The organism is Streptomyces sp. NPDC039480 (assembly GCF_055597165.1).
This window is the reverse complement of record NZ_JBVITX010000006.1, coordinates 115,835-139,793: the sequence shown is the minus strand read 5'-3', so window position 1 is coordinate 139,793 and position 23,959 is coordinate 115,835. Positions and strand designations below refer to the sequence as shown.

19 protein-coding genes are annotated in these 23,959 nt (G+C 72.6%); 6 read left to right on the top strand and 13 right to left on the bottom strand.

Annotation, left to right across the window (positions count from 1 at the left end):
• Positions 1 to 25: 25 nt before the first annotated feature.
• Positions 26 to 544, bottom strand: a complete 519-nt coding sequence (locus ACZ56E_RS20220; protein ID WP_471215889.1) for a hypothetical protein — start codon at positions 542 to 544, stop codon at positions 26 to 28.
• A gap of 215 nt (positions 545 to 759) precedes the next feature.
• On the opposite strand from ACZ56E_RS20220, the gene ACZ56E_RS20215 reads away from it, so the two are divergent.
• On the top strand, positions 760 to 1,827 hold the full coding sequence (locus ACZ56E_RS20215; protein ID WP_471215886.1) for an RNA ligase (ATP): 1,068 nt from the start codon (positions 760 to 762) through the stop codon (positions 1,825 to 1,827).
• Between the two features lie 21 nt (positions 1,828 to 1,848).
• Here the strand turns inward: ACZ56E_RS20215 and soxR are convergent, their stop codons facing one another.
• The gene (soxR, locus tag ACZ56E_RS20210; protein WP_468612130.1) at positions 1,849 to 2,319 is read right to left on the bottom strand and encodes a redox-sensitive transcriptional activator SoxR; all 471 of its coding nucleotides are present in this window, start codon (positions 2,317 to 2,319) and stop codon (positions 1,849 to 1,851) included.
• A gap of 107 nt (positions 2,320 to 2,426) precedes the next feature.
• On the opposite strand from soxR, the gene ACZ56E_RS20205 reads away from it, so the two are divergent.
• Positions 2,427 to 2,891 carry a MaoC family dehydratase gene (locus ACZ56E_RS20205; RefSeq protein ID WP_468612132.1) on the top strand — a complete coding sequence of 155 codons (465 nt, stop codon included), beginning with the start codon at positions 2,427 to 2,429 and terminating at the stop codon, positions 2,889 to 2,891.
• On the opposite strand, the gene ACZ56E_RS20200 is transcribed toward ACZ56E_RS20205, so the two are convergent.
• The 3 genes from ACZ56E_RS20200 to ACZ56E_RS20190 all read right to left on the bottom strand — a co-directional run bounded on the left by ACZ56E_RS20200 (position 2,882) and on the right by ACZ56E_RS20190 (position 5,137).
• A complete protein-coding gene (locus ACZ56E_RS20200; RefSeq protein WP_471215883.1) occupies positions 2,882 to 3,559 on the bottom strand; it encodes a TetR/AcrR family transcriptional regulator in 678 nt (225 codons plus the stop codon). The genes ACZ56E_RS20205 and ACZ56E_RS20200 overlap by 10 nt on opposite strands.
• A gap of 78 nt (positions 3,560 to 3,637) precedes the next feature.
• Positions 3,638 to 3,925, bottom strand: coding sequence for a YiaA/YiaB family inner membrane protein (locus ACZ56E_RS20195; protein ID WP_468612135.1), 288 nt, complete (start codon positions 3,923 to 3,925; stop codon positions 3,638 to 3,640).
• A gap of 60 nt (positions 3,926 to 3,985) precedes the next feature.
• A complete protein-coding gene (locus ACZ56E_RS20190) occupies positions 3,986 to 5,137 on the bottom strand; it encodes an acyl-CoA dehydrogenase family protein (protein WP_471215881.1) in 1,152 nt (383 codons plus the stop codon).
• A gap of 109 nt (positions 5,138 to 5,246) precedes the next feature.
• On the opposite strand from ACZ56E_RS20190, the gene ACZ56E_RS20185 reads away from it, so the two are divergent.
• Positions 5,247 to 5,897: a TetR/AcrR family transcriptional regulator gene (locus ACZ56E_RS20185; protein ID WP_468612139.1), complete on the top strand. Its 651-nt coding sequence runs from the start codon at positions 5,247 to 5,249 to the stop codon at positions 5,895 to 5,897.
• 16 nt (positions 5,898 to 5,913) lie between these two features.
• Here ACZ56E_RS20185 and ACZ56E_RS20180 read toward each other — a convergent pair whose 3' ends face one another.
• On the bottom strand, positions 5,914 to 6,489 hold the full coding sequence (locus tag ACZ56E_RS20180) for a TetR/AcrR family transcriptional regulator (RefSeq protein ID WP_471215879.1): 576 nt from the start codon (positions 6,487 to 6,489) through the stop codon (positions 5,914 to 5,916).
• A 252-nt stretch (positions 6,490 to 6,741) separates the two neighbouring features.
• Here ACZ56E_RS20180 and ACZ56E_RS20175 point away from each other — a divergent pair, with 252 nt between their 5' ends.
• Positions 6,742 to 7,707: an urea transporter gene (locus ACZ56E_RS20175; RefSeq protein ID WP_471215877.1), complete on the top strand. Its 966-nt coding sequence runs from the start codon at positions 6,742 to 6,744 to the stop codon at positions 7,705 to 7,707.
• A gap of 61 nt (positions 7,708 to 7,768) precedes the next feature.
• Here ACZ56E_RS20175 and ACZ56E_RS20170 read toward each other — a convergent pair whose 3' ends face one another.
• Positions 7,769 to 8,848, bottom strand: coding sequence for a Zn-dependent alcohol dehydrogenase (locus ACZ56E_RS20170; RefSeq protein ID WP_471216401.1), 1,080 nt, complete (start codon positions 8,846 to 8,848; stop codon positions 7,769 to 7,771).
• 112 nt (positions 8,849 to 8,960) lie between these two features.
• Positions 8,961 to 10,349, bottom strand: coding sequence for an aldehyde dehydrogenase family protein (locus ACZ56E_RS20165; protein WP_471215875.1), 1,389 nt, complete (start codon positions 10,347 to 10,349; stop codon positions 8,961 to 8,963).
• 471 nt (positions 10,350 to 10,820) lie between these two features.
• On the opposite strand from ACZ56E_RS20165, the gene ACZ56E_RS20160 reads away from it, so the two are divergent.
• Positions 10,821 to 12,035 carry a S8 family peptidase gene (locus ACZ56E_RS20160; RefSeq protein ID WP_471215873.1) on the top strand — a complete coding sequence of 405 codons (1,215 nt, stop codon included), beginning with the start codon at positions 10,821 to 10,823 and terminating at the stop codon, positions 12,033 to 12,035.
• A gap of 355 nt (positions 12,036 to 12,390) precedes the next feature.
• Here ACZ56E_RS20160 and ACZ56E_RS20155 read toward each other — a convergent pair whose 3' ends face one another.
• From ACZ56E_RS20155 to ACZ56E_RS20135, 5 genes are all read right to left on the bottom strand, one after another.
• Positions 12,391 to 13,572, bottom strand: a complete 1,182-nt coding sequence (locus tag ACZ56E_RS20155; protein ID WP_471215871.1) for an MFS transporter — start codon at positions 13,570 to 13,572, stop codon at positions 12,391 to 12,393.
• Complete coding sequence (locus tag ACZ56E_RS20150; RefSeq protein WP_471215870.1) at positions 13,572 to 15,044, bottom strand: CitMHS family transporter; 1,473 nt, start codon at positions 15,042 to 15,044, stop codon at positions 13,572 to 13,574. The genes ACZ56E_RS20155 and ACZ56E_RS20150 overlap by 1 nt, the downstream gene beginning before the upstream one ends.
• Positions 15,045 to 15,165: 121 nt before the next feature.
• Positions 15,166 to 20,715: a caspase family protein gene (locus ACZ56E_RS20145; protein ID WP_471215868.1), complete on the bottom strand. Its 5,550-nt coding sequence runs from the start codon at positions 20,713 to 20,715 to the stop codon at positions 15,166 to 15,168.
• Entirely contained in the window at positions 20,705 to 21,562 is an 858-nt protein-coding gene (locus tag ACZ56E_RS20140) for a hypothetical protein (protein WP_471215866.1), read from the bottom strand. Before ACZ56E_RS20140 ends, ACZ56E_RS20145 begins: the two co-directional genes overlap by 11 nt.
• 76 nt (positions 21,563 to 21,638) lie before the next feature.
• Positions 21,639 to 22,226 carry a TetR/AcrR family transcriptional regulator gene (locus tag ACZ56E_RS20135; RefSeq protein WP_471216399.1) on the bottom strand — a complete coding sequence of 196 codons (588 nt, stop codon included), beginning with the start codon at positions 22,224 to 22,226 and terminating at the stop codon, positions 21,639 to 21,641.
• Positions 22,227 to 22,603: 377 nt separating this feature from the next.
• Between ACZ56E_RS20135 and hmgA the strand changes: the two genes are divergently transcribed.
• The gene (hmgA, locus tag ACZ56E_RS20130; protein ID WP_471215864.1) at positions 22,604 to 23,953 is read left to right on the top strand and encodes a homogentisate 1,2-dioxygenase; all 1,350 of its coding nucleotides are present in this window, start codon (positions 22,604 to 22,606) and stop codon (positions 23,951 to 23,953) included.
• Positions 23,954 to 23,959: the final 6 nt, after the last annotated feature.

The window sequence follows — 23,959 nt, the reverse complement described above, 5'->3', positions numbered from 1 at the left end:
CCAGTGGTGCCGCCGGGCCGGAAGACTAGGGCGTCTTCACGTCCGTGTGGATGGCCAGCTTGAACTGGGCGTGGATCAGCGGGGTCCGTAGCTTTATGTCGCCCGCGCCGCGGGTCGAGATCTTCAGGCCCACGGGGGTGTCCGGGTGCACGAACATCTGCCAGAGGTAGGTGCGGTACTGCCCTCCCCTGGTGGGTGCCGCGTCCGTCGTCGCGGTCGAGTCGTAGCCGGTGGTCAGGTTCAGCGGGTCGCGGACGTAGCGTGAGCGGTGCTCGGTGGCCTTCGCCTCGGCCTCCCAGAACACCATCGCGGAGAGCATGCCCCAGCCGTCGTGGCTGGGCCATATCAGCCCCGAGCGGGCGTCCGGGAACTTCGACGGGCTGGTGCCGCCCTTCGACGGGTCGTGCATGCGCCATGGGTCGTACGACTCGTCACCCGTGCCGTACGGAAAGCGCACCAAGTAGTAGCCGTCACTGTCGTACTTGATGGGCTGCGGCCCGTGCCGTGCGGCGTCCCACAGCAAGGAGCAGATGGCGACAGACATGTGATCCCCCGATCCGCGTCGATGTGCTCTGCGTACTTCCCTCTGCGTACTTCCCTCTGCTTTCCCTCTTGCTTGCCCTCTGCAGAACACGTTGGTGCCTCGCGGGCGGTTGCGGGAGGCCTAGCACACGGAAATTCCGGTGGTCACGTCGATTTGCGGGACGGCAGAGTGATCGTCGATGACGGACACCGGAAGCCCCTGAGGAGAACGACCCCATGTCGACGCTGCGCGTCACCGCCGAAACACTGACGATCCATGAGCATCCGGGCGCCGACGCCCTCGAACTGGCCCAGGTGGGCCTGTACCGCGCGGTTGTCGCCAAGGGCGCCTTCCGCACCGGTGAGAGCGCGGTCTACATCCCCGAGCAGTCGGTGCTGCCCGCCGCGCTCATCGAGGAGCTGGGGCTCACCGGACGGCTGGCGGGCGGCAACCGCGACCGGGTCAAGGCGGTGCGGCTGCGCGGTGAGCTGTCGCAGGGCATCGTCTGCCGACCGGCCGCGCTGGCCGGCGTCGACCTGGCGCGGGCGGCGGCCGACGGCACGGACTTCGCGGAGCCGCTCGGCATCACCAAGTGGGTGCCGCCCATCCCGCCGACGATGAACGGCGACACGGAAGCCGCGCCCGATCTGCTCCCGTGGGTCGACATCGAGAACATCCAGCGATACCCGGACGTCTTCGAGCCGGGCGAGCAGGTCGTCCTGACCGAGAAGCTGCACGGCTCGGCCTGCCTGCTGACGTACGTCGCCGACGGCGGCCGCGTGCACGTCTCCTCGAAGGGGTTCGGCGCCAAGTCCCTGGCCCTGCGGGAGGACCCGCGCAATCTGTACTGGCGGGCGGTGCACGGCCACGGCGTCGCGGCCGCGGCGGCCCGGCTCGCGGAGCGGCTCGGGGCGCGCCGGGTCGGCATCTTCGGCGAGGTGTACGGGGCGGGCGTGCAGGACCTGACCTACGGCGCGGACGGCCGGCGCGACACGCTCGGGTACGCCGTCTTCGACGTCTCCGCGGACATCGAAGGACAGCTGCGCTGGCTGGACGCGGCCGAGCTGCTCGGCGGTGAACTGCCGCTCGCACCACGGCTGTACGAGGGCCCCTACGACGCCGAGCGCGTCCTGGAGCTCGCGACGGGCCGCGAGACCGTGTCCGGCCGGGAACTGCATCTGCGTGAGGGCGTCGTGATCCGGCCGGCCGTCGAGCGGTACAGCCCGGTGACCGGTGGGCGGGCCATCGCGAAGGCGGTCAGCCCGGCGTATCTGACGCGCAAGGGCGGTACGGAGTACGAGTGACCGCGGGCCCCGGCGGGCCCCTCATGCCCGCCGGGGCTTGCGGTCCACCAGCAGGCGGGAGCCGCTGTGCCGCTCGCCGAAGACGTCGTCGGGGTTGGACAGGACGCAGGTGTCCAGGGAGAGACAGCCGCAGCCGATGCAGTCCGTGAGGTGGTCGCGCAGCCGGCCCAGCTGTTTGATGCGCTTGTCCAGCTCCGAGCGCCACCCCTCCGAGAGGCGCGCCCAGTCCTCGCGGTTGGGGGTGCGCTCCTCGGGGAGCGAGTCGAGGGCCTCGCGGATCGTGGAGAGCGGGATGCCGACGCGCTGGGAGGCGCGGATGAAGGCGACGCGGCGCAGCGTGTCCCGGTGGTAGCGGCGCTGGTTGCCGGAGGTGCGACGGCTGGTGATGAGGCCCTTGGACTCGTAGAAGTGCAGGGCGGACACGGCAACGCCGCTGCGGTCGGCCAGCTGGCCGACGGTGAGTTCGTGGACCTTCTCCGGTATCTGGGGCACACCTCAAACCTACTGGCAGGTCCGTTGACACGCGTCGACCCACACTTCATGCTGAGCAAGCGCTTAGTCTGCGTACGTTTCTTGCATACGTCTAGGAGGCCAGGGACATGGCGGAGCCGAGGATCTTCACGTCGCCGGACGAGTTGCGCGCCGCGGTCGGTGAGCAGCTCGGGTACAGCGACTGGCTGGAGATCGACCAGAAGCGGATCGACCTCTTCGCGGAGGCGACCGGCGATCACCAGTGGATCCACGTGGACGCGGAGAAGGCGGCGCAGGGGCCGTTCGGCAGGACGATCGCGCACGGCTATCTGACGCTGTCCCTGCTGCCGAGCCTGGTGCCGCAGACCATGCGGGTCGAGGGCATGAAGATGGGCCTCAACTACGGCACCGAGAAGGTCCGCTTCCCCTCCCCCGTGCCGGTCGGCTCGCGGCTGCGCGCGACCGCCGTGCTCACCGACGTCACGCCGACGAAGGACGGCGGCGTCCAGGTGACGGCCAAGGTCACCGTGGAGCGCGAGGGCGGCGACAAGCCCGCCTGCGTGGCGGAGTCGGTGTCGCGCTACTACTTCTGAGGCCGGGCTGCTTCCGGGGTGAGACCGGGCTGCTTCCGGGGCTCCGCGGGCCGGGCGCCCACCATCCGCAGCACGAGGTCGGCGTAGAGCGCGCCGACCTCGTCGGGCGTCCGGTGTCCCGCCACGTTGAACCAGCGGGCGACGTCGATGCAGAGCGAGAGCACGGCGAGCGTGGTGCCCGGCACGTCGGGGACGTCGAACTCCCCCGTCCGCACCCCGTCGTTGATGATGTCCCGCACGGCCGCGTCCGACTTGCGGCGCAGCGCGACGATCTCCGTGCGGTGCTCCTCGCCGAGGGCGTCCAGCTCGTACTGCACGACGCGCGCGGTCATGTGGTGGGCGGCGTGCCAGCCGACGAAGGAACGCACGGCTGCCGCGAGCCGCTCGGCGGGGCCGCCCTCGCCGTCCGCGGCGGTCCGCAGGATGGCCAGGGCCTTGTCGTGGCCGATCCGGCTGATGCGGTGGAGCAGCTCTTCCTTCGTCTTGTAGTGGATGTAGAGCGCGGCGGGGCTCATGCCGGCGCGGCCCGCGATGTCCCGGGTCGTCGTCGCGTGATAGCCGCGCTCGGCGAAGGCCTCGACGGCGGCGACCAGCAGTCGCCTGGCCGCGTCGGGGCTGACCTCGCCCCACGGCTGCTCCTCGCCGCCGGTCTCCTCCGCCGTACCCATGTCCACTCCTTCGTGCCTGACCCGTCTGCCGGGAGGGACACCATACCCCCGACGGTGAGCAAGCGCTTAGAGCGACGGTCAGGGCTTGGCGAACGGGTCGTGTTCGGCGAGGAGCCGGTCGACGCGGGCCTGGTCGACCCTGCTGACGATCTGTTCCAGCTCCTGGCGGTCCCGGATCACCTTGGCGAGGGTGAACGCGGAGGTCGTCAGATAGAGCACGGCGATGGCGAGGAAGCCCCGCACCCAGGCGGAGGCGTCGAGGTAGCCGATGCCGACGGTGACCGCGCCCAGAGCGATGGCGAAGGAGGCGATGGCCTGGCCGTAGTAGGCGGTCGTTGTCTGCTGTTTGACGGGTGAGTCGGTCATGACCGAAGCTTCCGGGTCAGCCGGTCCCCGCCGCATCCGCTCGCGTACTCAGACGCGTACTCAGAAGGCCGAAACCCCGGTCAGGGCACGGCCGATGACGAGCTTCTGTATCTGGCTGGTGCCTTCGTAGAGGGTCATCACGCGGGCGTCGCGGAGCAGCTTGCCCGCCGGGTACTCGTCGATGTAACCGTAGCCTCCGAAGACCTGGAGGGCGTTGTTCGCGGCGCGCACGGCGGCCTCGGAGGCGAACAGCTTGGCCTTGGAGGACTCCGTGGCGAAGGGCTGCCCCCGGTCGATCAGGTCGGCGACCCGCCAGGTCAGCAGGCGCGCGGCGTCCACGTCCACCGCGATGTCGCTGATCAGCTCCTGCACCAGTTGGTGGTGGGCGATGGTCCTGCCGAACTGCTCGCGCTCGGTGGAGTACCGCACCGCCGCGTCGAGTGCGGCCTGCGCGATGCCCACGCAGCCGGCCGCCACCGACATGCGCCCCTTGGCGAGGGCCGACATGGCGACGGAGAAGCCCTTGCCCTCGGGCGCCAGCATGGCCGACGCGGGGACCCGCACGTCCTCCAGAACGAGCTCGGCGGTGGCCTGGCCGCGCAGGCCGAGCTTGCCGTGCAGGGTGCGGCGGGTCAGGCCGGGGGTGTCGGCCGGGACCAGGAAGGCGGAGACGCCCTTGTGCCCCGGGGTGTCGTTGGTGCGGGCGAAGAGGAGCACGACGTCGGCCCAGGTGCCGTTCGTGATGAACATCTTGGTGCCGTTGAGGACGTACGCGTCGCCGTCGCGGACCGCCTTGGTGGTGAGACTGCCCGCGTCGGAGCCGGTGCCCGGCTCGGTGAGCCCGAAGCACCCGACGTACTCGCCGGAGGTGAGCCCCGGCAGCCACTGCCGCTTCTGCTCCTCGCTGCCCCAGTGCGCGATGGTCTTGGCGACCAGGCCGAGCGAGACGGAGACGATGCCGCGCACGGAGGAGTCGCCGCGGCCGAGCTCCTCGGTCACCAGGCAGTACGCGAGGTGGTCGCCGCCCGAGCCGCCGTATTCCTCGTCGATGGTGAGCCCCAGGAAGCCGACGTCGCCGAGCTTCTTCACGAGGGCCCGGTCGACGCTCTCGGCGCGGTCCCACTCGACGACGTGCGGTGCGATCTCGCGCGCGACGAAGTCCTCGGCCAGCGCCCGGACGGCGGTCTGCTCGTCGCTGAGCTCCAGGTTCATCGGGGCACCTCTTCACATTGCGTACGGCGGGGCAGAGCGGGTTACTTCAAGTTAGGCCGCATTTAAATTAGCACTGCTAGTTTGTTGCGGCAGCCCTACTATGTGCCGCATGGCCCGACCGCGCAAGCCCCTCCTCAGCCGAGAACGCATCGTCGACACGGCCCGCGACCTCGTCGACGCCGAGGGACTCGCGGCCGTCTCCACGCGCCGCCTCGCCGCCGAGCTCGGGGTCAGCGGGCCGTCCCTCTACAACCACTTCCGCACCAAGGACCAGATCCTGGAGGCGGTGGCGGACTCGGTGAGCGCACAGGTCGACCTGTCGATGTTCGAGGCCGCCGACGGGCGCGACTGGCGCACCGCGCTGCACGACTGGGCGGTCTCCTACCGGGCCGCTCTCACGCGGCACCCGAACATCGTGCCGGTGCTCGCGCGCGGCCCCGGCCGCCGCCCGGCCGGACTGCGGCTCGCGGACGCGGTGTTCGGGGCGATGGTCGACGCGGGCTGGCCCGCCGCGCAGGCCACGTCGATCGGCGCGCTGATGCGGTACTTCATCATGGGCTCCGCGCTCGGCTCGTTCGCCGGGGGCTTCGTGGACGACGAGGCCGCGTACGACCCCGCCGACTATCCGCACCTCGGGCAGGCCCATCTGCTCGCCGAGCGCCAGCAGGTCATCGACGAGCGCGCCTTCGAGGCGGGCCTCCAGGCGCTGCTCGACGGGCTCGGACTCCAGTACGAGCAGGTGGCGGCCCAGCGATTGTGACGCGGCCCGGGCAGCGTCACTCCACGACGATGCGCTCCACCGCGGCCGCGACGAGGGCGTCGCGCTCGGCCTCCGAGAGGACGTCGGGCAGGGTGAGCTGTTCGACGATCAGCCAGTTGAAGGCCATGTACAGCAGCTTGACCGCCGTCGCGTCGCCCGGCAGCCCGGACTCGGCGTGGTACGCGAGGTTGGCCGCCAGGTCGGCGCGGACGCGCTCGGTGAGGACGGCGCGCAGCTCCGGGCGCCGGGTGGCCTCCAGGCGCAGTTCGAGCAGCGCCAGATAGCCCGTACGGAAGCCGCTGACGCGCCCGACGACGTCGCGCATCAGCGCGGCGTAGGTCTCCTTGTCGGGCTTGGCCGTGCGCTGCCGTTCGACTTCCGCCTCGTCGGGCGTGAGGCGTTCGTATACACGGGCGCCCGCCTGGGTAAGGAGGTCGTCGCGGTTGCCGAAGTAGTTGGAGGCCGTGCCCGTGGGCACCGCGGCCTCCGTGTCCACCGCCCGGAAGGTCAGCCCGCGGGCGCCCTCCCTGGCCAGCACCTCGATGGCGGCGTCCACCAGAGCCGCCCGCCGCTCGTCGTTCCTGCGCACCATCGCCACCACTCCATCCGAAGTACTACGTCTGGACCACTATGGGAAGAGTACTGGATGAGGTCCCACCCCGGGGCGAAGTAGCTGTAATCTGCATCCGCCCTGCCGGACGGAACCGAGACGGAACAGGGGCGGAACAGGGACGTAACAAAGGACCTGACACGGGGGGTGGCCGTGGGGTACGCGACGGATGCGGTGGGCGCCGGGGGTTCGACGGATGGCGCGGGAGGGACGACGCACGGAGCGTCAATAGGTGTGGGCGGGCCGCCCCGCTCCCGCCTGCGCGCGGCCAGCCTCTTCGCCGCTCAAATGCTGCGCGGCCAGGCACAGGTGACCTTCCTGCCGAGCGCCGCCACGGGTGCCGTCTTCTGCGTGGCGCTGTTCGCGGCGGGCTGGGAGTACGGGCTCTACGGCCTGGCGGGCACCGCCGTCGGCACGGCCACCGCGCGGCTCCTCGGCGTGGACCGCGACCGCGTCGCGACCGGCCTCGAAGGGTTCAACGCCTGCCTCACGGCGCTCTGTTTCGCGGTCTTCCTCGGCGCGGGGCACCTGTCGACGGCGCTGCTGGCCGTCGCGGGCTGCGTGGTCGTCACGGTCGTGACCGCGGCCGCGGTCCGGTTCCTCGGGGCCCGGGGGCTGCCCTCGCTCACCCTGCCGTTCTGCCTGACCGCCTCCGCGGCGACCGTCGCCGCGCCCGGCTTCCGGCACGTCTGGCACCACGGCGATGCCCCGGCCGCGCTCGCCCGGGCCGCGACGGGCTCCACGGCGCCGCAACCCACCGACCTGGCCCGGGGGTTCCTCGCCGGCTTCGGCCAGATCTTCTTCATGCCGCAGTGGTACGTGGGTGCCCTGCTGCTGCTCGGCCTGCTTGTCGCAGGGCGCCGCACCGCGGCCGTCGCGTGCCTCGGCAGCGCCGTGGGGATGGCCACGGCGTGGGCCCTCGGCGCCCCCGCCGCGCAGCTCACCGACGGCACGGCGGGATACAACTCCGTCCTCGTGGCCCTCGCCCTGTGCGGCGTCTTCCTGCCGGTGGGGGCGGCGACACTCGCGTACGCGCTCGTGGGCGCCGCCACCGCGGCGGTGCTCGGCCCGGCCGTGGCGGCGTTCTTCGCACCGGCCGGCGGGCATGCCTTCACCTGGCCGTTCGTGCTGACCACGCTCGTGTTCCTGGCCGCGGCCAAGTCCTTTCCCCGGCTGGCAGGTTCGGCCAACGGGGACTGACCGCAGCCTGGCAGTGGCCTGGCAGCGGTCTGATGGTGGCCTGGCAGCGGCCTGGCGCCGATCAGAACACGACGAGTGCCCGGCCGCCCTTGCCCGCGATCATGTTGTCGAAGGCGGCCGGGATGCCGTCGAGGCCGATCCGGTCGGTCACCAGGGCGCCCAGGTCCAGGTCGCCCGACCTGATGTGCCCGGCCAGGACCGGCAGGTCCACCGCCGGGTCGCAGTTGCCGTACACGCAGCCGGACAAGGTCCTGCCCCAGTGGAACAGCTCCAGGGCGTGGAAGGTGACCTGCTGGTCCTTGCCGCCGATGCCGACCACCGTGGTGCGCCCGCCGCGCCGCGTCGACTCCCAGGCCGAGCGGATCGTCACCGCGCGGCCCACGCACTCGACCGCGACGTCGGCTCCGTGGCCGCCGGTGAGCTTGCGGATGTCACGGGCCGTGGTCTCCGAGGCCACCACGTAGTCGGTGGCACCGGCCGAGCGCGCCAGCTCCTCCTTCGCCGGGGAGACGTCGACCGCGACGATCTGCCCGGCGCCCGCGATCCTGGCCGCCTGCAGCGTGGCGAGGCCCACCCCGCCGACGCCGAAGACCACGACGCTCTCGCCCGCGCGGACCCGCGCCGAGTGGTGCACGGCGCCGTACCCGGTCAGGACGGCGCAGCCGAGCAGGGCCGCGTCGGTGAGCGGGACGCCGTCCGGCACCGGCAGGACGCAGTTGGCCGCGACCACCGTCTCCTCGGCGAACGCGGCGACGTTCAGACCGGGGTGCAGGTCCGAGCCGTCCGGCCGCCTGGCGTAGACGTCGGCGGCGCCGGCGAGGGCGTTGCCGCAGAGCCACACCTCGCCGAGCGAGCAGGCGTGACAACTGCCGCACGAAGGCGCCCAGTTCAGGACGACGCCATCGCCGGGCGCGAGGTGCGTGACCCCCTCGCCGACGGAGACCACGGTGCCGGCGCCCTCGTGGCCGAGGACGGCGGGCACCGGCACCCGCATCGTGCCGTTGGTCAGGGACAGGTCGGAGTGGCAGACCCCGGCCGCCGCGAGGCGCACCCGGACCTGGCCGGGGCCCGGCTCCGGCAGATCGATCTCGGCGATCTCCAGCGGAGCTCCGACGGCGGGGAGGATGGCGGCGCGGACCACGTTCACGTACTCCTTGGGAAGGTTGGCGGACTCGGGGCGGCCGAGCGGATCGGAACCGCGTCAGAGCTGAGCGGGTCAGGACTGCGTCAGAGCCGAGCAGGTCGGCACTGCCTCAGAACTGCAGGGACTTCGTCTGGAGATACTCCGTCAGGCCGTGTGCGCCCAGCTCGCGGCCGACGCCCGACTGCTTGTAGCCGCCGAAGGGCGCGAGGGGGTTGAAGCTGCCGCCGTTGATGTCGACCTGGCCGGTGTCCATGCGGCGGGCGAACGCGACCGCCGCCGCGTCGTCGGCCGCCCACACCGCGCCCGCGAGCCCGTACACGGTGCCGTTGGCGATGCGCAGGGCGTCGTCCTCGTCCTCGTACCGGATGATCGAGACGACCGGGCCGAAGATCTCCTCCTGGGCGATGGTCATCTCGGGGGTGACGTCCGCGAAGACGGTCGGCTGGACGAAGTAACCCTTGTCCTTCGGCGCTTCGGGGCCGCCCGCCACGATCCGGGCGCCCTCCTCGACGCCCTTCTCGATGTAGCCGCGCACGCGTGCCTGCTGCTTGGCGTTGACGACGGGGCCGATGCGGTCGCCGTACTTGGCGGCGGCGGCCGCGGCGAGCTCCACCGCCTCGTCGTACCGGTCGGTGTGCACCAGCATGCGGGTCCAGGCGCTGCACGTCTGGCCGGAGTTGGACATGACGTTGGCGACGCCGACGTTGACGGCCTTGGCGAGGTCGGCGCCGGGCAGGATGACGTTGGCGGACTTGCCGCCGAGCTCCAGGGCGACGCGCTTGACGGCCGCGCCCGCGGTGGCGCCGATCTGCTTGCCGACCGCCGTCGATCCGGTGAAGGAGACGAGGTCGACGCCCTCGTGCCCGGCGAGTGCCTGGCCCGCGACCGGGCCGAGACCGGTGACCAGGTTGAAGACACCGGCGGGCACGCCCGCCTCGTCCACCGCCTCGGCGAAGAGCTGGGCGGTGAGCGGGGTGTCCTCGGCGGGCTTGAGCACGACCGTGCAGCCCGCGGCGAGCGCGGGGGCCACCTTGTTGACGATCTGGTGGAGGGGGTAGTTCCAGGGCGTGATCGCGCCGACCACGCCGACCGGCTCCAGGTAGACGGTGGAGTTGCCGACCCGCTCCTCGAAGGGGTGCGTCGCGGCGAGTTCGGCGTACGAGCCGGAGACCAGGATGGGCACCCCGGCGTGCACGGCCTGCGAGAACGGCAGCGGGGCGCCCAGCTCGGCGGTGACGGTCTCGGCGACCTCGTCCTTGCGGGCGACGAGGCGGTCGCGGAGGGCGCCGATCAGGGCGGCGCGCTCGGCGGGCGGGGTGGCGGCCCAGCCGGGCAGGGCGGCCCGGGCGGCGCGGACCGCGGCGTCGACGTCCTCCGCGGTGCCCGCGGGGACCTGGCCGACGGGCTGTTCGTCGGCCGGGTTCAGGACCGTGATGGTGTCGGTGCCCGCGGCCGGGCGCCAGGCTCCGTCGATGTACATCCCGTCGTGGGCCTTCATCGCATTCCTCCAGGTTGTCGTCCGCGCTACAAACTAGCGCTGATAGTTTTCAGACACCAGGGGCCCCGGCCCCGACGCTGCCGTCGACCGCCGCGACCGCGCCCCGCGGGCCGGTTCCAGCCCCCGTCGAGCACCGGTCCACCTTGCTTCCAGGCCGATCCGACGCCCGCACGAGGCCGCTGACCAGCGCACGAAGCGGTGGCGCCGCCCACGCCCGCTCCGCGCCCCCACCCCGTCCCGAGCTGTTTTCCGGACACACCCCACCCATTCGCCCCGTATTCGATTTCGAATACGTGACAGACGCATGACAAGGCGTCGACTCTCTTGATCTGGACACGTCGAACAGTCAATCTTCTGATCGCGACGGGAGCGGCACGCACCGCTCCCTTCTGTGTGTGCGATCCCGCGCACACCCCCCACAGTCGCGCGCCCGACCCCGGGCACGCCGCCAATGAGGAGGACTCCCTCGTAATGGCCATGCTTCGCAGCAAGAAGACTGTGATCGCCGCGGCGATCTCGACCGCCACCGCCGCCGCTGTCATCGGTACGGTCACCGCCCTGCCCGCCCAGGCCGCCCCCGCCGAGGGCACCGTGCTCGCGGCCGGCTCCGCCGACGCGATCAAGGGCAGCTACATCGTCACGCTGAAGAACGGGTCGGGCCTCAAGGCCGCCACGAGCCAGGGCAAGGACCTCATAGCCGAGTACGGCGGCTCGGTGCAGAAGACCTTCAAGTCCGCGCTCAACGGCTACGCCGCGAAGCTGACCGAGACGGAGGCGAAGAGACTCGCCGCCGATCCCGCCGTCGCCTCCGTCGAGCAGAACCAGAGACTCGAGTCCACCGCGACGCAGACCAACGCCCCCTGGGGCCTGGACCGCATCGACCAGCCGAAGCTGCCGCTGAACGGGTCGTACACCTACCCGGACACCGCGGGCTCCGGCGTCACCGCGTACGTCATCGACACCGGTGTGCGCATCTCGCACTCCGAGATCAGCGGCCGCGCGGTGAACGGTTACGACGCCGTGGACGGCGACAGCACCGCCCAGGACGGCAACGGCCACGGGACGCACGTCGCCACGACCATCGCCGGCAAGACGTACGGCGTGGCCAAGAAGACCAAGATCGTGGCCGTCCGCGTGCTCGACAACAACGGGTCCGGCACCACCGCCGGGGTCATCGCGGGCATCGACTGGGTGACCAGGAACCACGCCGCCGGTGCGCCGGCCGTGGCCAACATGTCGCTCGGCGGCGGCGCGTCCACCTCGCTGGACAACGCCGTGAAGAACTCCATCGCCGACGGCGTCAGCTACGCGGTTGCCGCGGGCAACGAGAACTCCAACGCCGCGAACTCCTCCCCCGCGCGGGTGCCGGCCGCCATCACGGTCGGCGCGACCAGCAACACGGACGCGCGGGCGAGCTTCTCCAACTACGGCTCGGTCCTCGACATCTTCGCGCCGGGCGTCTCCATCAAGGCGGGGTGGCACACCGGGGACACGGCGACCAACACCATCTCCGGTACGTCGATGGCCGCGCCGCATGTCGCGGGTGCGGCGGCGATCTATCTGGCGGGCCACACGTCGGCCACGCCGGCGCAGGTCGCCTCCGCTCTGGTGAACGGATCCACGACCGGGGTGGTGACCAGCCCCGGTACCGGTTCGCCGAACCGGCTGCTGAAGCTCGTCCCGTAACCCGGGTTTCCGTGCCGGAGGCCGACGTGTCCGCGTGCTGCGGGCCGTTGGCCTCTGACGGTCGTCGGTGGCCGGCCGCGCAGTTCCCCGCGCCCCTGGCCCACCTCCGCCACCCCGGCGTGATTGCGCCCCGGAGGTCGACGTGTCCGCGTGCTGCGGGTCGTTGGTCTCCGGCGGTTGTCGGTGGCTGGGCGCGCAGTTCCCCGCGCCCCTGGGCCACCTCCGCCACCCCCGCCTGATTACGCCCCGGAAGCCGACGTGTCCGCGTACTGCGGGTCGTTGGTCTCCGGCGGTCGTCGGTGGCTGGGTGCGCAGTTCCCCGCGCCCCTGGCCCACCTCCGCCAGCCCGGCGTAATTACGCCCCGCTGCGTGGTGGCCGGGTTCCGAGGCTCGCCGCGATGAGCAGTAGGCCGCCCAGCATCACGAACGGGGCGGCCACACCCGCCACTCCGGCGATCAGGCCCGCTGATGCGGGGGCGGCGACCTGGCCCAGGCGGTTGCCGGTCAGGCGTAGGGCCAGGGCCGTTGAGCGTGCGCCCTCGGGTGCTGCCTGGACTACGGTCGTCATGGAGAGGGGCTGCCCCACTCCTAGACAGAAGCCCAGCGCGCCGAGCATCAGGGCGAGGACCCAGACCGGCACGGTCAGCGCCATGCCCGCGCAGAGCAGACCGCCGAGCAGACACGTGCAGGTCAGCAGCGCGGTTCTGCCGAGCAGGCGGATCATCGGCGTCATCACCAGACGGCACGCGATGGTCGCCGCCGCCCGCAGCGAGAGCAACACGCCGACCGTGGCGGGGGCAATGCCCCGGTGCTCGCCGACCACCGGCAGGTAAGCCGTGAGGATGTCCGTCGCGGAGAGCACGGCGAGGCTGATGAAGATGCCCGCGGGCACGCCCCGGGTGCGCAGGATGCCGAGCACCGGCACGCGGGCGGCGCGCTCGTGAGCGGCGGACCTGGGACGCCTGTGCTCGATGCGCCACAGCGACGTGAGGGAGACCGCGCCGACCACCGCCGAGACCAGGAGGGCGAAGGCGCTCGTGCGGCCCATGTCGGCGCCGACGAGGGAGCCCGCGGCGATCGGCCCGATCAGCTGGCCGAGGGAGGCGCCGATGGTGAAGTGGCCGAAGTTGCGGTCCTGTTCGGCGGGCGCGGACTGCCGGGCGACTATCGACTGCGCGCCGATAACGAAGCAGAGGTGGCCGAGCCCCATCACCCCGCTCCATGCCGCCATCGCCGCGAGCGAGTCCGCCGTACCGCTGAGGGCGCAGCCCCCGGAGATCAACACGACACCGGCCGGCAGCAGCGGCGCACACCGCCCGTGGTCCGTCCGGCGTCCGAGCGGTACGGCGGCGAAGAGTGGCAGCAGCGCGTAGACGCCCGCGATGACGCCGATGGCCCGCTCGTCGGCGCCGAGCGAAAGGGCCCGGTAGGAGACGGCGGGCCGCGCCATCGACACCGCCCCCTGCGCGAAGGTGAAGGCGATGACGAGGCGGAGCAGCCAGCCCCTGCCACCGGGCCCGGATGACGCGTCGGGCATCAGATGATGCCGAAGAGTATTCCGGAGCCGAGCACGACCAGCGAGGTGAGTACGGCCCATTTGACGGTGAACTTGGTGTGGTCGCCGAACTCGACCTTGGCCATGCCGACGAGGACGTACACGGCGGGCACCAGCGGGCTCGACATGTGCAGGGCCTGGCCCGCGATGGAGGCGCGGGCGATCTCCAGGGTGCCGACGCCGTGCGCCTGGCCCGCCTCGGCGAGGACAGGCAGGACGCCGAAGTAGAAGCCGTCGTTGGACATGAAGTAGGTGAGCGGGATGGAGAGCAGTCCGGTCACCAGGCCCATGTGGGGGCCCATGCCCTCGGGGATGGCGTCGACGAGCCAGTCGGCCATGTGGTCGACCATGCCGGTGCCGGTGAGGACGCCGGTGAAGACGGCGGCGGCGAAGACCATGCCGGTGACGTTGAGGACGTTCTCCGCGTGGGCGGCGATGCGGGCCTTCTGGTCGGGCATGTGCGGGAAGTTGACGGTGAGGGCGAGCGCCGCGCCGAGCAGGAAGAGGACCGGGATCGGCAGCCACTCCATGATCATGGCGGTGAGCAGCAGGACGGTGAGGGCGGCGTTGAACCAGTAGAGCTTGGGGCGCAGGGTGGCGCGGTCGGGGTCCAGCCCCTGGAAGCCGTCGTCGTCGGAGTCGGAGTCAGAGGCGGGATCGGACGCGGACTCGGGCTTCGCGTCCGCCTCTCCGTCGGTGCCGGTCCCCGCTCCCGCCCCCGCTCCCCCGGTGGTCTTCTTCGTCAGGGACGTACGCCCGTCGGCACCGCCCCCGGCCCCCACGAGGACGGTCTCGTCGGCCGGCTCCGTCTCCTTCTCCAGGACCTCGTCGAGCGACAGCACGCCGAGCCGCTTGCGCTCCCGCAGACCCAGTGCGTACGAGAGGAGGAACACGGCGACCAGACCCATGGCGAGCGCCGGGATCATGGGGACGAAGATGTCGGCGGCGTCGACCTTCAGCGCGGTCGCGGCGCGGGCCGTCGGGCCGCCCCAGGGCAGCGTGTTCATGACGCCGTTGGCGGTGGCGGCGACGCCCGTCATCACGACGAGGCTCATCTTGAGGCGCTTGTACAGCGGGTACATCGCCGAGACCGTGATCATGAAGGTGGTCGAGCCGTCGCCGTCGAGGGAGACGATCGCGGCGAGCACGGCGGTGCCCACCACGATGCGCATCGGGTCCGCCTTGCAGAAGCGCAGGATGCCCCGGACGATCGGGTCGAAGAGGCCGACGTCGATCATGACGCCGAAGTACACGATGGCGAACATGAGCATGGCCGCCGTGGGCGCCAGATTGCCGACGCCGTCGAGGACGTAGTCCCCGAGATGGGCTCCCTTTCCTACGAAAACGCAGAAGAGCGCGGGGATCAGCACCAGCGCCGCGATCGGCGACATCTTCTTCATCATGATCAGCACCAGGAAGGTGGCGATCATGACGAATCCGAGGATTGTCAGCATGGGGGCTACCTAACGTTCACCATCGAACTCCCACCAGGTCTGGCGGTCCGGACGACGTTAGGACCCGCTATCCAGCGTTAACAAGATGTTGACGCGCGAGCAATAAGCGCAAAACTCCTGGTCACGGCCGTGTGTCGGGTACGTCGAGGAGGATCGCGCCGTTGCGGGTGGCGACGGCGAGCTCGCCGCCCGGGCCCGCGGCGAGGCCCGTGCAGACGGAGGGGAGTTCGAGGCCCGTCCGCGGGACACCGTCCCGGGTCCCGACCACCACGAGATGCCGCCCGGCCGCGACGGCGTACGCCGCCCCGCCGGACCACACGGCGGCGTCCCGCACCCCGGCGAGCGCGGCCGGGTGCTCGTGCGTGGCCCGCACGTCGAGGCGCGGCCCGGGGCCCGGCCCTTCGTCGAGTCCCGCGAGGACCGGGGCGGCGGGCAGCACCGAGGTGCCGGACCGGCAGACGAGGATCAGCTCGCCGGGGCCGTCCGTGGCCGCGCCCAGCGCCAGCACCAGATGCTGGTCGGGCACCAGCGCCCGGTGCCCGGTCTCGGCGTCCACGAGGCTGAGGCCCGCGGGCGTCGGGACACCGATGAGCCACCGGTCACCGCAGCGCACCGCGCCCGCGCCACCGGTCAGCGGGTACGGGGAGCGCCCCACGGACGGCCAGTCGTGGCTCCCGGCGCGGCCCGCGCCGATGGAGTGCACCCGTACGGGGATCCGGCCGAAGTCGCTCTGGAAGTCGAGCGCCAGGGCCATGTCGCTGTCGTGCGGGCCCCGCCCCGTCAGTCGTACCAGGCCCGACAGCGCGCCCCCGCCGGACAGGACGACCTCGCGCAGCACCGTTCTCCCCGGCCGCTCGCCTTCCGCTCCCCCGAGGTCCCAGCGCTCCAGCACTCCCAGCTCGCTCCGCGTGAACAGCACGGGCCGCGGCGCGCCACCGGGCCCCGCCCCGCTCGCCGCCATCAGTTCCGCGACCGCGCTCTCGCAGGCGGGCCGCAGCTGGTGCCGCAGCGCGCCACTCGCGCCGTCGCGCACCTGCACCGTGCCGTCGGAGCCGCCGACCGCGACGCCGGTGCGCCCGTCGGCGGTGAACGCGCAGACGGCCGTCGCGCTCGGCACGGCGTCCAGCGCCTCGGTCAGCTCCCAGCCCCCTGCGCGCTCGTCGAGCCGCCACAGGGTGCCCCGCTCGTCGCCGCCGAGCAGGCCTCCGCCGTCCGCCCGCGCCAACGACCGCAGGGGCAGCGGGAGTCGGCGCTCCCATGCCTCGCCCCGGACGGCGACGAGGCGGCGGTCACCGCCCGCGCTGAAGGCCCGCGTGCCCCGCGCCCCCCGTGCGAAGGCGAGGGCGTGCACGGGCGCCTCGTGCGCGAGGAGCGGCTCGCCGAGCGGGCGGCAGGCGGGCAGGGACCACTCCCGTACGGTGCCGTCGTCGGCGCCCGCGAACAGCTGCCCCGACCCTGCGGGGTCCAGGGCCAACGTCGTGGTCCAGGCGGGGTTTTCGGGTTCGGGTCCGAGTCCGTACCACCGGCCGTGCGTGACGTCCCAGCAGGCGACGCGCCCGCTGTCGGTGGCGGCCACGACCACGTCACGGCCGCTCACCGTGCCCGTCGTCACGGCGGTCACGATGCCCGGGACGCCGAACTCCCTCTCCACCAGGGGCACTCCGCCGATCAGCGTCAGGACGCCCACCCGGCCGCCGATCTCCCCGGTCACCACCAGACCGTGCCCTTCGCGGGTGCGGCCGACCGTCGCGCAGGACACCAGCGAGTACGTCGACGGTTCCGTGTGGGGCAGCCGCCGTCGCCACAGCTCCCGCTGCTCGACGACGTCCCAGCAGCGGATCAGATGGTCCCGCCCGACGCTCACCAGGGCGCTCCGCGTGCCCCGGGCCCGCACCGCGCCCACGGCGAGCACGGGTGCCTCGTGCGCGTTGATGCGGGTGGAGTCGGCGGCGTGCACACCGGGCCAGAGCCGGATCACCCCGTCGTCGCCGCCGATGGCCGTCGTCCCGTCCACCGCGCACACCGCGGAGGCCTCGTGCAGCCCCTCCTGCCCGCCGACGCGGTCGCCCGTGACCAGGTCGTACAGCTGGAGGCCGCGCCCGGCCCCCTGCACGCCCACGCACTCCGTCGAGCCGAGCCGGAAGGCCGAGAGGCGCACCCGGCCACCGCTCCCGATCCGCAGCGGCAGCCCCAGCGGGCGCCCGCTGTCCAGGTCGACGCGGTGCAGCAGCCCGTCCGACGTGGCGACGGCCGCGACCCACTGACGGCCCACCCGGCGCACGGTGAGCGCGCGGGGCGGCGGCGTGTGGGCGAGCAGCGTGCGCACGGGTGCCCGGTCGGTCAGCGAGGTCAGGCGGACCGTGCCGTCGAGGCCCAGGGTGACGACGAGGTCGCCCTGGGCGTGCCCGGCCACATGCGCGAGGGCGAGGATCTCGCCGTCGTGCCCGGTGGGCGCGGCCGGGCCGACCGTGTCGAGGTCGGTGATCCGTGCGGTGCCGTCGGCGTACCCCGCGAGCATCGGGTGGCCGTACTCCGGGGGCAGCGCGGCCAGCGCGGTGATCGGCGCCGCCGTCCCCGACCGCACGTCGCCCGCCGCGGAACGGTCCACGAACTCCGCTTCCAGCTGCACCTCGAGACGCTCCTGCCGCCTCCTCTCGAAGTCGAGCAGGGCGCGTCGGCGGCGCCGGGACAGCCCCGACTGCGCGCTCTTCGTGCTCAGCGCGTACGCGAGACAGTCGCCGCCCTCGAAGTGCAGCACCGCGCGTGTCGGCGGCCCCTGCCCGTCGACGTCACCCCACACCTGCACATGTGCCGCCCGGCGCAGCCCGAGACGCAGGTGCCCGGCGTCGGTCTCGGCGTGTGGAGGGAGCCGCCAGCACCAGTACCCGCCCCGGGCCGCGTCGAAGACGTGCAGCAGTCGCCACTGGAGCGGGAAGAGCTCGCCCTGGCGCCACGTCACGTACCCATGGTTCGACAACACCGCCGCACAGCCCGGAAGTTGGGGTGGCGCCGTCCAGGTGGCGCCCAGCAAGAGCTCGTCGGTGCCCGGCTGGTCCAAGTGGTCGCCGGTGTCCAGGTCCCACACCGCGACGTCGGCACGGGAGGGCTGCTTCTCCAGGAAGTACGCCCCCTCGTCCACCGGCACCACGATGCCCCTCATCGGGGAGGCCTCCGCACCCTCGTACCGCCGCGCCCCGCCGTGCGGATTCCACGCCGCCCACCGCGCCCGCCACGGCAGATCACCCCGGTCGCACGACGCGGCGAGCGGAGCCGCCTTGCGGCAGACGGCGGCGAGCCGCAGCCGCGCCCGGCTCTCGGGGTCGGCGGTGCGCACCCGGCTCCCGCGCAGCAGCTCCTCCACGTCCCGCACGGCACGGCCGGCCCGCCGCCCCTTCGCCGTGCGCAGCCGGGGCAGCGCGGCGAGCAGCTGGTCGGGGTCGGCGGTGAGCACGAAGTCCGCGTCCTCCACCAGCGGGTCGAGGACGCCGCCCTCGGCCGCGTGCAGGGCGAGGTACCGCCGTACGTAGGGGTGGTCGAGGCCCTTCAGCACGTCCGCGACCGTGGCCTGCACCCGCGCGGTGTCCTGGCCCTCACGCAGATACTCGACGAGGGCCCGGTGGTAGACGCGGTACACGGAGCCGCCGTCCGCGGTGGACTCGACGTCCTCGACGAGGTACGAACCCGCGGCTTCGCGCAGCCAGACGATGTGCTCGTCGCCGTACGGGTGGCCGCTGAGGGCCGCCGCGAGGCGCGGCCACACCCCGGACCAGGGCAGACCCACGCCCTGCGCGAAGGCGAGCGGGCGCAGCAGGTCGCGGGCGCGGCCGGCGAGCGGGCCGAGGCGCTGCTCCAGGTCGCGCTCCATGGCCTGGCCGGGCAGTCGGGGCAGTTCGTCGCGCCAGCGCCGGTCGTCCGGGTCGGGCACCCGCGTCTCACGGGCCGTGGTGCGCGCGGTGATCCGGGCCACCAGGAAGGAGCGTCCTGCCGCCTCCGCGATGGCCTCGGCGATGGCGTCCACCCGCTCCGCGGGCGCGGTGCACAGCACGGAGCCGGGGGTGGTGAGGAGCCGGCGGGTATAGGCGCGGACGGCTTCCGGGTCACCGTGGCGTTCGTCGTCGAGGTCGATGCGGCTCGCGGAGGCGGGCAGCAGGCGGGCGATGTGAGGGCGGGCGCCGACGAGGAGACGCACCAGCAATTGGCGGCGCGGGTCGGTGAGCGGGGCGATGAGTTCCTCGACGGTCTCGTGCGGGTCGAGTGCCTCGTCGAGGGAGTCCATGAGGACGACGAGGGGTGCGGGCCGTGCCTGGAGGTGGGCGGCGAGCGCGCCGAGCGACGCGGCGGCGCAGCCGGATGCGGCGGCGAGCGCGTCGAGGAGCTGCCGCTTCGTCTTGTGACTGGCGTTGACGGCGACGTCCACGGCACCGGGTCCGGGCAGCCTGGCGGGCAGGTCCGCACGGGGCACGGCGGCGCCGTGGGCCGTGTCGGTGAGCACGGTGACCATGCCGAGCAGGGAGGACTTGCCGGAGCCGGGGTCTCCGGTGACCACGCACAGCCGGTCGGCGGCGCGGTGGGGTGCGAGCCAGTCGGTGATGTCGGTCAACGCGGTGTGGCGGCCGGTGAAGTCCCAGACCTCCTCGGTGGGTACGTCGGTGCCGCGCGCCCTGGGCAGGAAGAACCCGGTCAGTTCGGCTTTCCTGGCCCGGCGTTCGCGTCCTGCCAGGTCGACGATCCGGTCGATCTCCTCCAGCTTCAGACCGGAGGCGCCGGGGACGTACCGGGGGTTGGGCAGGAAGTCGGGGATGTCGGCGTCGGCGTGGGTCACCGACCAGTTGGCCCGCTGCGTCGCCGGCACCCGGGGGTCGGCCTTGATGGCGCGCATGACCTGGCCGATGCCGATGTGGGCGGGCGCGTGGCCCGCGGTGGCCTGGCTGCGGACGGCCCGGTCGAAGGCCGCGGAGAGGGCTCCGGCCAGCGCTTCCTCCTTGCGCCGGGACGCGGCGACGATCACCAGGCCGGTGGAGTCCGCGCCGGTGGAGCCGGGGTCGGAGCGGCGCGCCTCGAGGGCGGCGCGCAGTGCGCTGTCGGCGCCTTCCTCGGCGTAGCAGGCGTCGATGAGGACGAGGAGCCGGGCCACGGGAGTGCCCTCCCACAGCAGGGTCACGAGGTCTTCGGTGGGCAGGGCGGTGCCGGGCAGGTCGCGCGCGTCGCTGTCGGCGAACAGCAGATAGTGCCGGCCGCTGCCTTCGGCGGTGACGCCGTGGCAGGTGAGGTAGAGGACCACGTAGTCGTCGGGGGTGCGCTCGGGGTCGGTGGCGAACTTCCGCAGGGTCTTGGTCAGTTGTTCGCGGGTCGGGTCGAGGCCGAGGTCGGCGCCCCTGCGGTAGTCGAGCTCGTCGAGGAAGAGCCGGTCGACGCGGGCGACGTCGTCGGCGAGTTCGGGCCGTGCGGCCTCGGGGTGCGCGTGGACGTCGGTGACCGCGGTCGACAGCAGGAAGCGGCGGGCGGGGGTGGGTCGAGCGGCGGACGTGGGCCGGGCGGCGGACGTGGGCCGGGCGGCGGGCGCGTCCGCGGGTGACGTGACGGACCCGTGGGACCCGTGGGACCCGCCAGACCCGTCAGGCCCCTCCGACCCCTCCGCCCCCTCCGACCCGTCGGACCCGTCAGCCCGCACCGCATCCCTCGCTCACCGCTGTGCCCGCCTCCGCCGTGCACAGGTACCGGGTCACGTCGTGGGCCTGCGCGCCGTTGTGCACGAGGTGGCCGCGCACGCGCTCGCCGAAGAGCGGGCGCAGATCCTTGACGAGGGCGACGACGTCTCCTTCGTCCGCGATGTTGGTCCACTGCTCGACGCGGCCTGGCCACTCCCCCGGCCTGCCGTTGGCACCGGTTCTGAGCCGGTCGAAGACGAGGTGGCGGATGCCCAACGGCGAGCCGAGCGTCAGCAGCGCGCGGACGGGCCATTCGGGGTGGGCGCACAGGGCTTCGTAGGCGACGACGCTGCCCAGGGAGTGGCCGATGACGACGCGCGTGTCCGGGGTGACGGCGGCGGCGACGCGGCGCTGGACCTCGGCGTGGACGGCCGGGTCGGTGAGGTAGGCGCGCACCTGTTTGAGGTCGAGGACGAGGGAGCGCAGGGCCACGTCGGCGAAGAACCGGGAGCGGCTGAGCGCGTTGAGGGCTCGCTGCACGGCGTGCGGGGTGTGGGTGAGGGTGCGGGCCTCGGGTGCCAGGACCGCCGGGTCGGTGCGGGCGGCCTCCTCCCACCACTTCAGGAGCAGTTCGCTCTCCAGCCCTTCGGCTACGTCGGAGGCGTCGAGCGGTGGACCGAGCAGACCGAGCGTACGGCCCGCGGGCCGGAACAGGTCCCCGTAGAAGACGCAGGTCATGTCCGAGGGGGCCAGGGGCGGCGCGGCGGCGCGGGTCAGGCCGTCGGCGAGCGCGGGATGCCATGTCGCGAGCAACTGACGCTCGCCCACGTACTGTTGGCCGATCCCGTGGACGCACACCACCCGTGCCATGTTCCCCCTCGTGGCCGCCGGCGGGTTCGATCACCTTAGCAACGGAGCGCGCGGCGACCCGGCAGTCGGGAGGTATTCAGTCCAACGACCGCGCGAAGTACGCGTGCAGGAGGAGCCGCGCCTCGTCGACGAGTGCGGGGTCGCCCGCCGGGTCGGCGCGGAAGGCCAGCTGGAGGACCGCGTCGACGGCCTCGACGCCGACCAGCATCGTGCGGCGCAGCCCGGCGTCGAGCGGGCGGTCCAGATGTCCCGCGAGCAGGGCCGCCACCCGTTCGGCGACCTGCGAGTTGGCGTCCGGCATCGCGTCGGGGGCCGAGGGGATCCCGAAGTCGACGAGGCCGAAGCCGGGGACGGTACGCATCATCGCCAGGTACTCGTCGAAGGCGACGTCGACGGCGCCGCGCCAGTCCCCCCTCTCGACACCGGCCACCCGGACAGCCACGCGCTCCGCGTACGCGTCGAGATTGCGGTGGGCAAGGGCGTCGGCAAGGGCCCGCTTGTTGCCGAAGAACCGATAGACCGAGCCGATCGGCACACCCGCACGCTGGGCCACGGCCCGGGTGGTGAGCCCTTCGTACCCGGTCTCGTCAAGGACGGCAGCACAGGCATTAAGAATCCGAGCCAGCCGCTCAGCACTACGCTCCTGCACGGGGACGCGACGCATGGAGGCGGGGGGCTGGGGGGCCTTGGGCTGAGTCGGCCGACCGCCGACCGGGGTCGGGCGCCCCTCGGACGGGGTCCGTCGGCCGCCAGAGAGGTCCGGCCCGCCGTCGGACGGGTCCGAGCGGCCGCCCAGCGGATCCGAGCGGCCGTCGGACGAGCCCGAGCGGCCGCCGGACGGGCCCAGCCGGACGTCGCCCGGGCCCGCGCGGTCATCGAGCGGACCCGGGCGCCCCCCGGAGGAGTGCATACGGTCCTCGGACCGGTTCGGGTGGTGCATGCCGGGAGAGTAGAGCACCGCTCACATTCCCCGCTTCCTCTTGCGGAAGGAAAATGGGAATCCTACGGTGTCCCATAGGAATCGTTGACGAGGGAGCTGTGATGCGCGGGGACCACGCAAGCAACGTCGGCCGAGTGGGCGCGAGCGACGCCAGGAAGGCGGCCGAAGGGCTGGCCTACCTCTCCGGCTTCGGCAACGAACACAGCTCGGAGGCGGTGCCCGGCGCCCTGCCGCACGGCCGCAACGCGCCGCAGCGCGCACCCCTCGGGCTCTACGCCGAGCAGCTGAGCGGCTCCGCCTTCACCGAGCCCCGCGCCCACAACCGCCGCTCGTGGCTCTACCGCATCCGCCCTTCGGCGGCGCACCCGCAGTTCACCCGGGTCGACAACGGCACGCTCCGCACGGCCCCCTTCACCGAGACGGTGCCCGACCCGAACCGGCTGCGCTGGAACCCGCTCCCGGAGCCCGCGCCCGGCACGGACTTCCTGGCGGGCCTGTGGACACTCGGCGGCAACGGCGACGCGACACAGCGCACCGGCATGGGCATCCACCTCTACCACGCCGACTCCTCCATGACCGACCGGGTGTTCAGCGACGCGGACGGTGAGCTGCTGATCGTGCCGGAGAGCGGCGGCCTGCTGCTCCGCACCGAGTTCGGGCTGCTGCACGCCGAGCCCGGCGAGGTCGCGCTGATCCCGCGCGGCGTCCGCTTCCGCGTGGAGCTGCTCGACGTGAGCGCCCGCGGGTACGTCTGCGAGAACTACGGCGCCCCCTTCCAGCTCCCCGACCTCGGCCCGATCGGCGCCAACGGCCTGGCGAACGCACGGGACTTCAGAGCGCCCGTGGCGGCGTACGAGGACGTCGAGGGTCCGGTGGAGGTGGTGAACAAGTTCTGCGGCAACCTCTGGCGCGCGACGTACGACCACTCCCCGCTCGACGTGGTCGCCTGGCACGGCAACCATGTCCCGTACGTCTACGACCTGCACCGCTTCAATGTGATCGGCTCGATCAGCTACGACCACCCGGATCCGTCGATCTTCACCGTGCTCACCTCCCCTTCGGACACCCCGGGCCTCGCGGGCGTCGACTTCGTCGTGTTCGCGCCGCGCTGGCTGGTGGGCGAGGACACCTTCCGCCCGCCGTACTTCCACCGGAACGTGATGAGCGAGTACATGGGCCTGATCGAGGGCGCGTACGACGCGAAGGCCGAAGGCTTCGTGCCGGGCGGCGGCTCGCTGCACAACATGATGTCCGCACACGGGCCCGACCGCGAGACCTTCGAGAAGGCGTCGGCCGCCGAGCTCAAGCCGCAGAAGATCGACGACGGCCTCGCCTTCATGTTCGAGACGCGCTGGCCGGTGACGGCCACGGAGCAGGCGGCCACCGCGTCCCACCTGCAGCGCGGTTACGACGACGTATGGCAGGGTCTGGAGCGCCACTTCCGCAACTGACGCTTC

Bases quoted from the DNA above. Each gene is read 5' to 3' on its own strand.
- ACZ56E_RS20220 (WP_471215889.1), bottom strand. From the start codon at position 544: ATGTCTGTCGCCATCTGCTCCTTGCTGTGGGACGCCGCACGGCACGGG.
- ACZ56E_RS20215 (WP_471215886.1), top strand. From the start codon at position 760: ATGTCGACGCTGCGCGTCACCGCCGAAACACTGACGATCCATGAGCAT.
- ACZ56E_RS20205 (WP_468612132.1), top strand. From the start codon at position 2,427: ATGGCGGAGCCGAGGATCTTCACGTCGCCGGACGAGTTGCGCGCCGCG.
- ACZ56E_RS20200 (WP_471215883.1), bottom strand. From the start codon at position 3,559: ATGGGTACGGCGGAGGAGACCGGCGGCGAGGAGCAGCCGTGGGGCGAG.
- ACZ56E_RS20195 (WP_468612135.1), bottom strand. From the start codon at position 3,925: ATGACCGACTCACCCGTCAAACAGCAGACAACGACCGCCTACTACGGC.
- ACZ56E_RS20190 (WP_471215881.1), bottom strand. From the start codon at position 5,137: ATGAACCTGGAGCTCAGCGACGAGCAGACCGCCGTCCGGGCGCTGGCC.
- ACZ56E_RS20185 (WP_468612139.1), top strand. From the start codon at position 5,247: ATGGCCCGACCGCGCAAGCCCCTCCTCAGCCGAGAACGCATCGTCGAC.
- ACZ56E_RS20180 (WP_471215879.1), bottom strand. From the start codon at position 6,489: ATGGTGCGCAGGAACGACGAGCGGCGGGCGGCTCTGGTGGACGCCGCC.
- ACZ56E_RS20165 (WP_471215875.1), bottom strand. From the start codon at position 10,349: ATGAAGGCCCACGACGGGATGTACATCGACGGAGCCTGGCGCCCGGCC.
- ACZ56E_RS20160 (WP_471215873.1), top strand. From the start codon at position 10,821: ATGGCCATGCTTCGCAGCAAGAAGACTGTGATCGCCGCGGCGATCTCG.
- ACZ56E_RS20155 (WP_471215871.1), bottom strand. From the start codon at position 13,572: ATGCCCGACGCGTCATCCGGGCCCGGTGGCAGGGGCTGGCTGCTCCGC.
- ACZ56E_RS20150 (WP_471215870.1), bottom strand. From the start codon at position 15,044: ATGCTGACAATCCTCGGATTCGTCATGATCGCCACCTTCCTGGTGCTG.
- ACZ56E_RS20140 (WP_471215866.1), bottom strand. From the start codon at position 21,562: ATGGCACGGGTGGTGTGCGTCCACGGGATCGGCCAACAGTACGTGGGC.
- ACZ56E_RS20135 (WP_471216399.1), bottom strand. From the start codon at position 22,226: ATGCGTCGCGTCCCCGTGCAGGAGCGTAGTGCTGAGCGGCTGGCTCGG.
- hmgA (WP_471215864.1), top strand. From the start codon at position 22,604: ATGCGCGGGGACCACGCAAGCAACGTCGGCCGAGTGGGCGCGAGCGAC.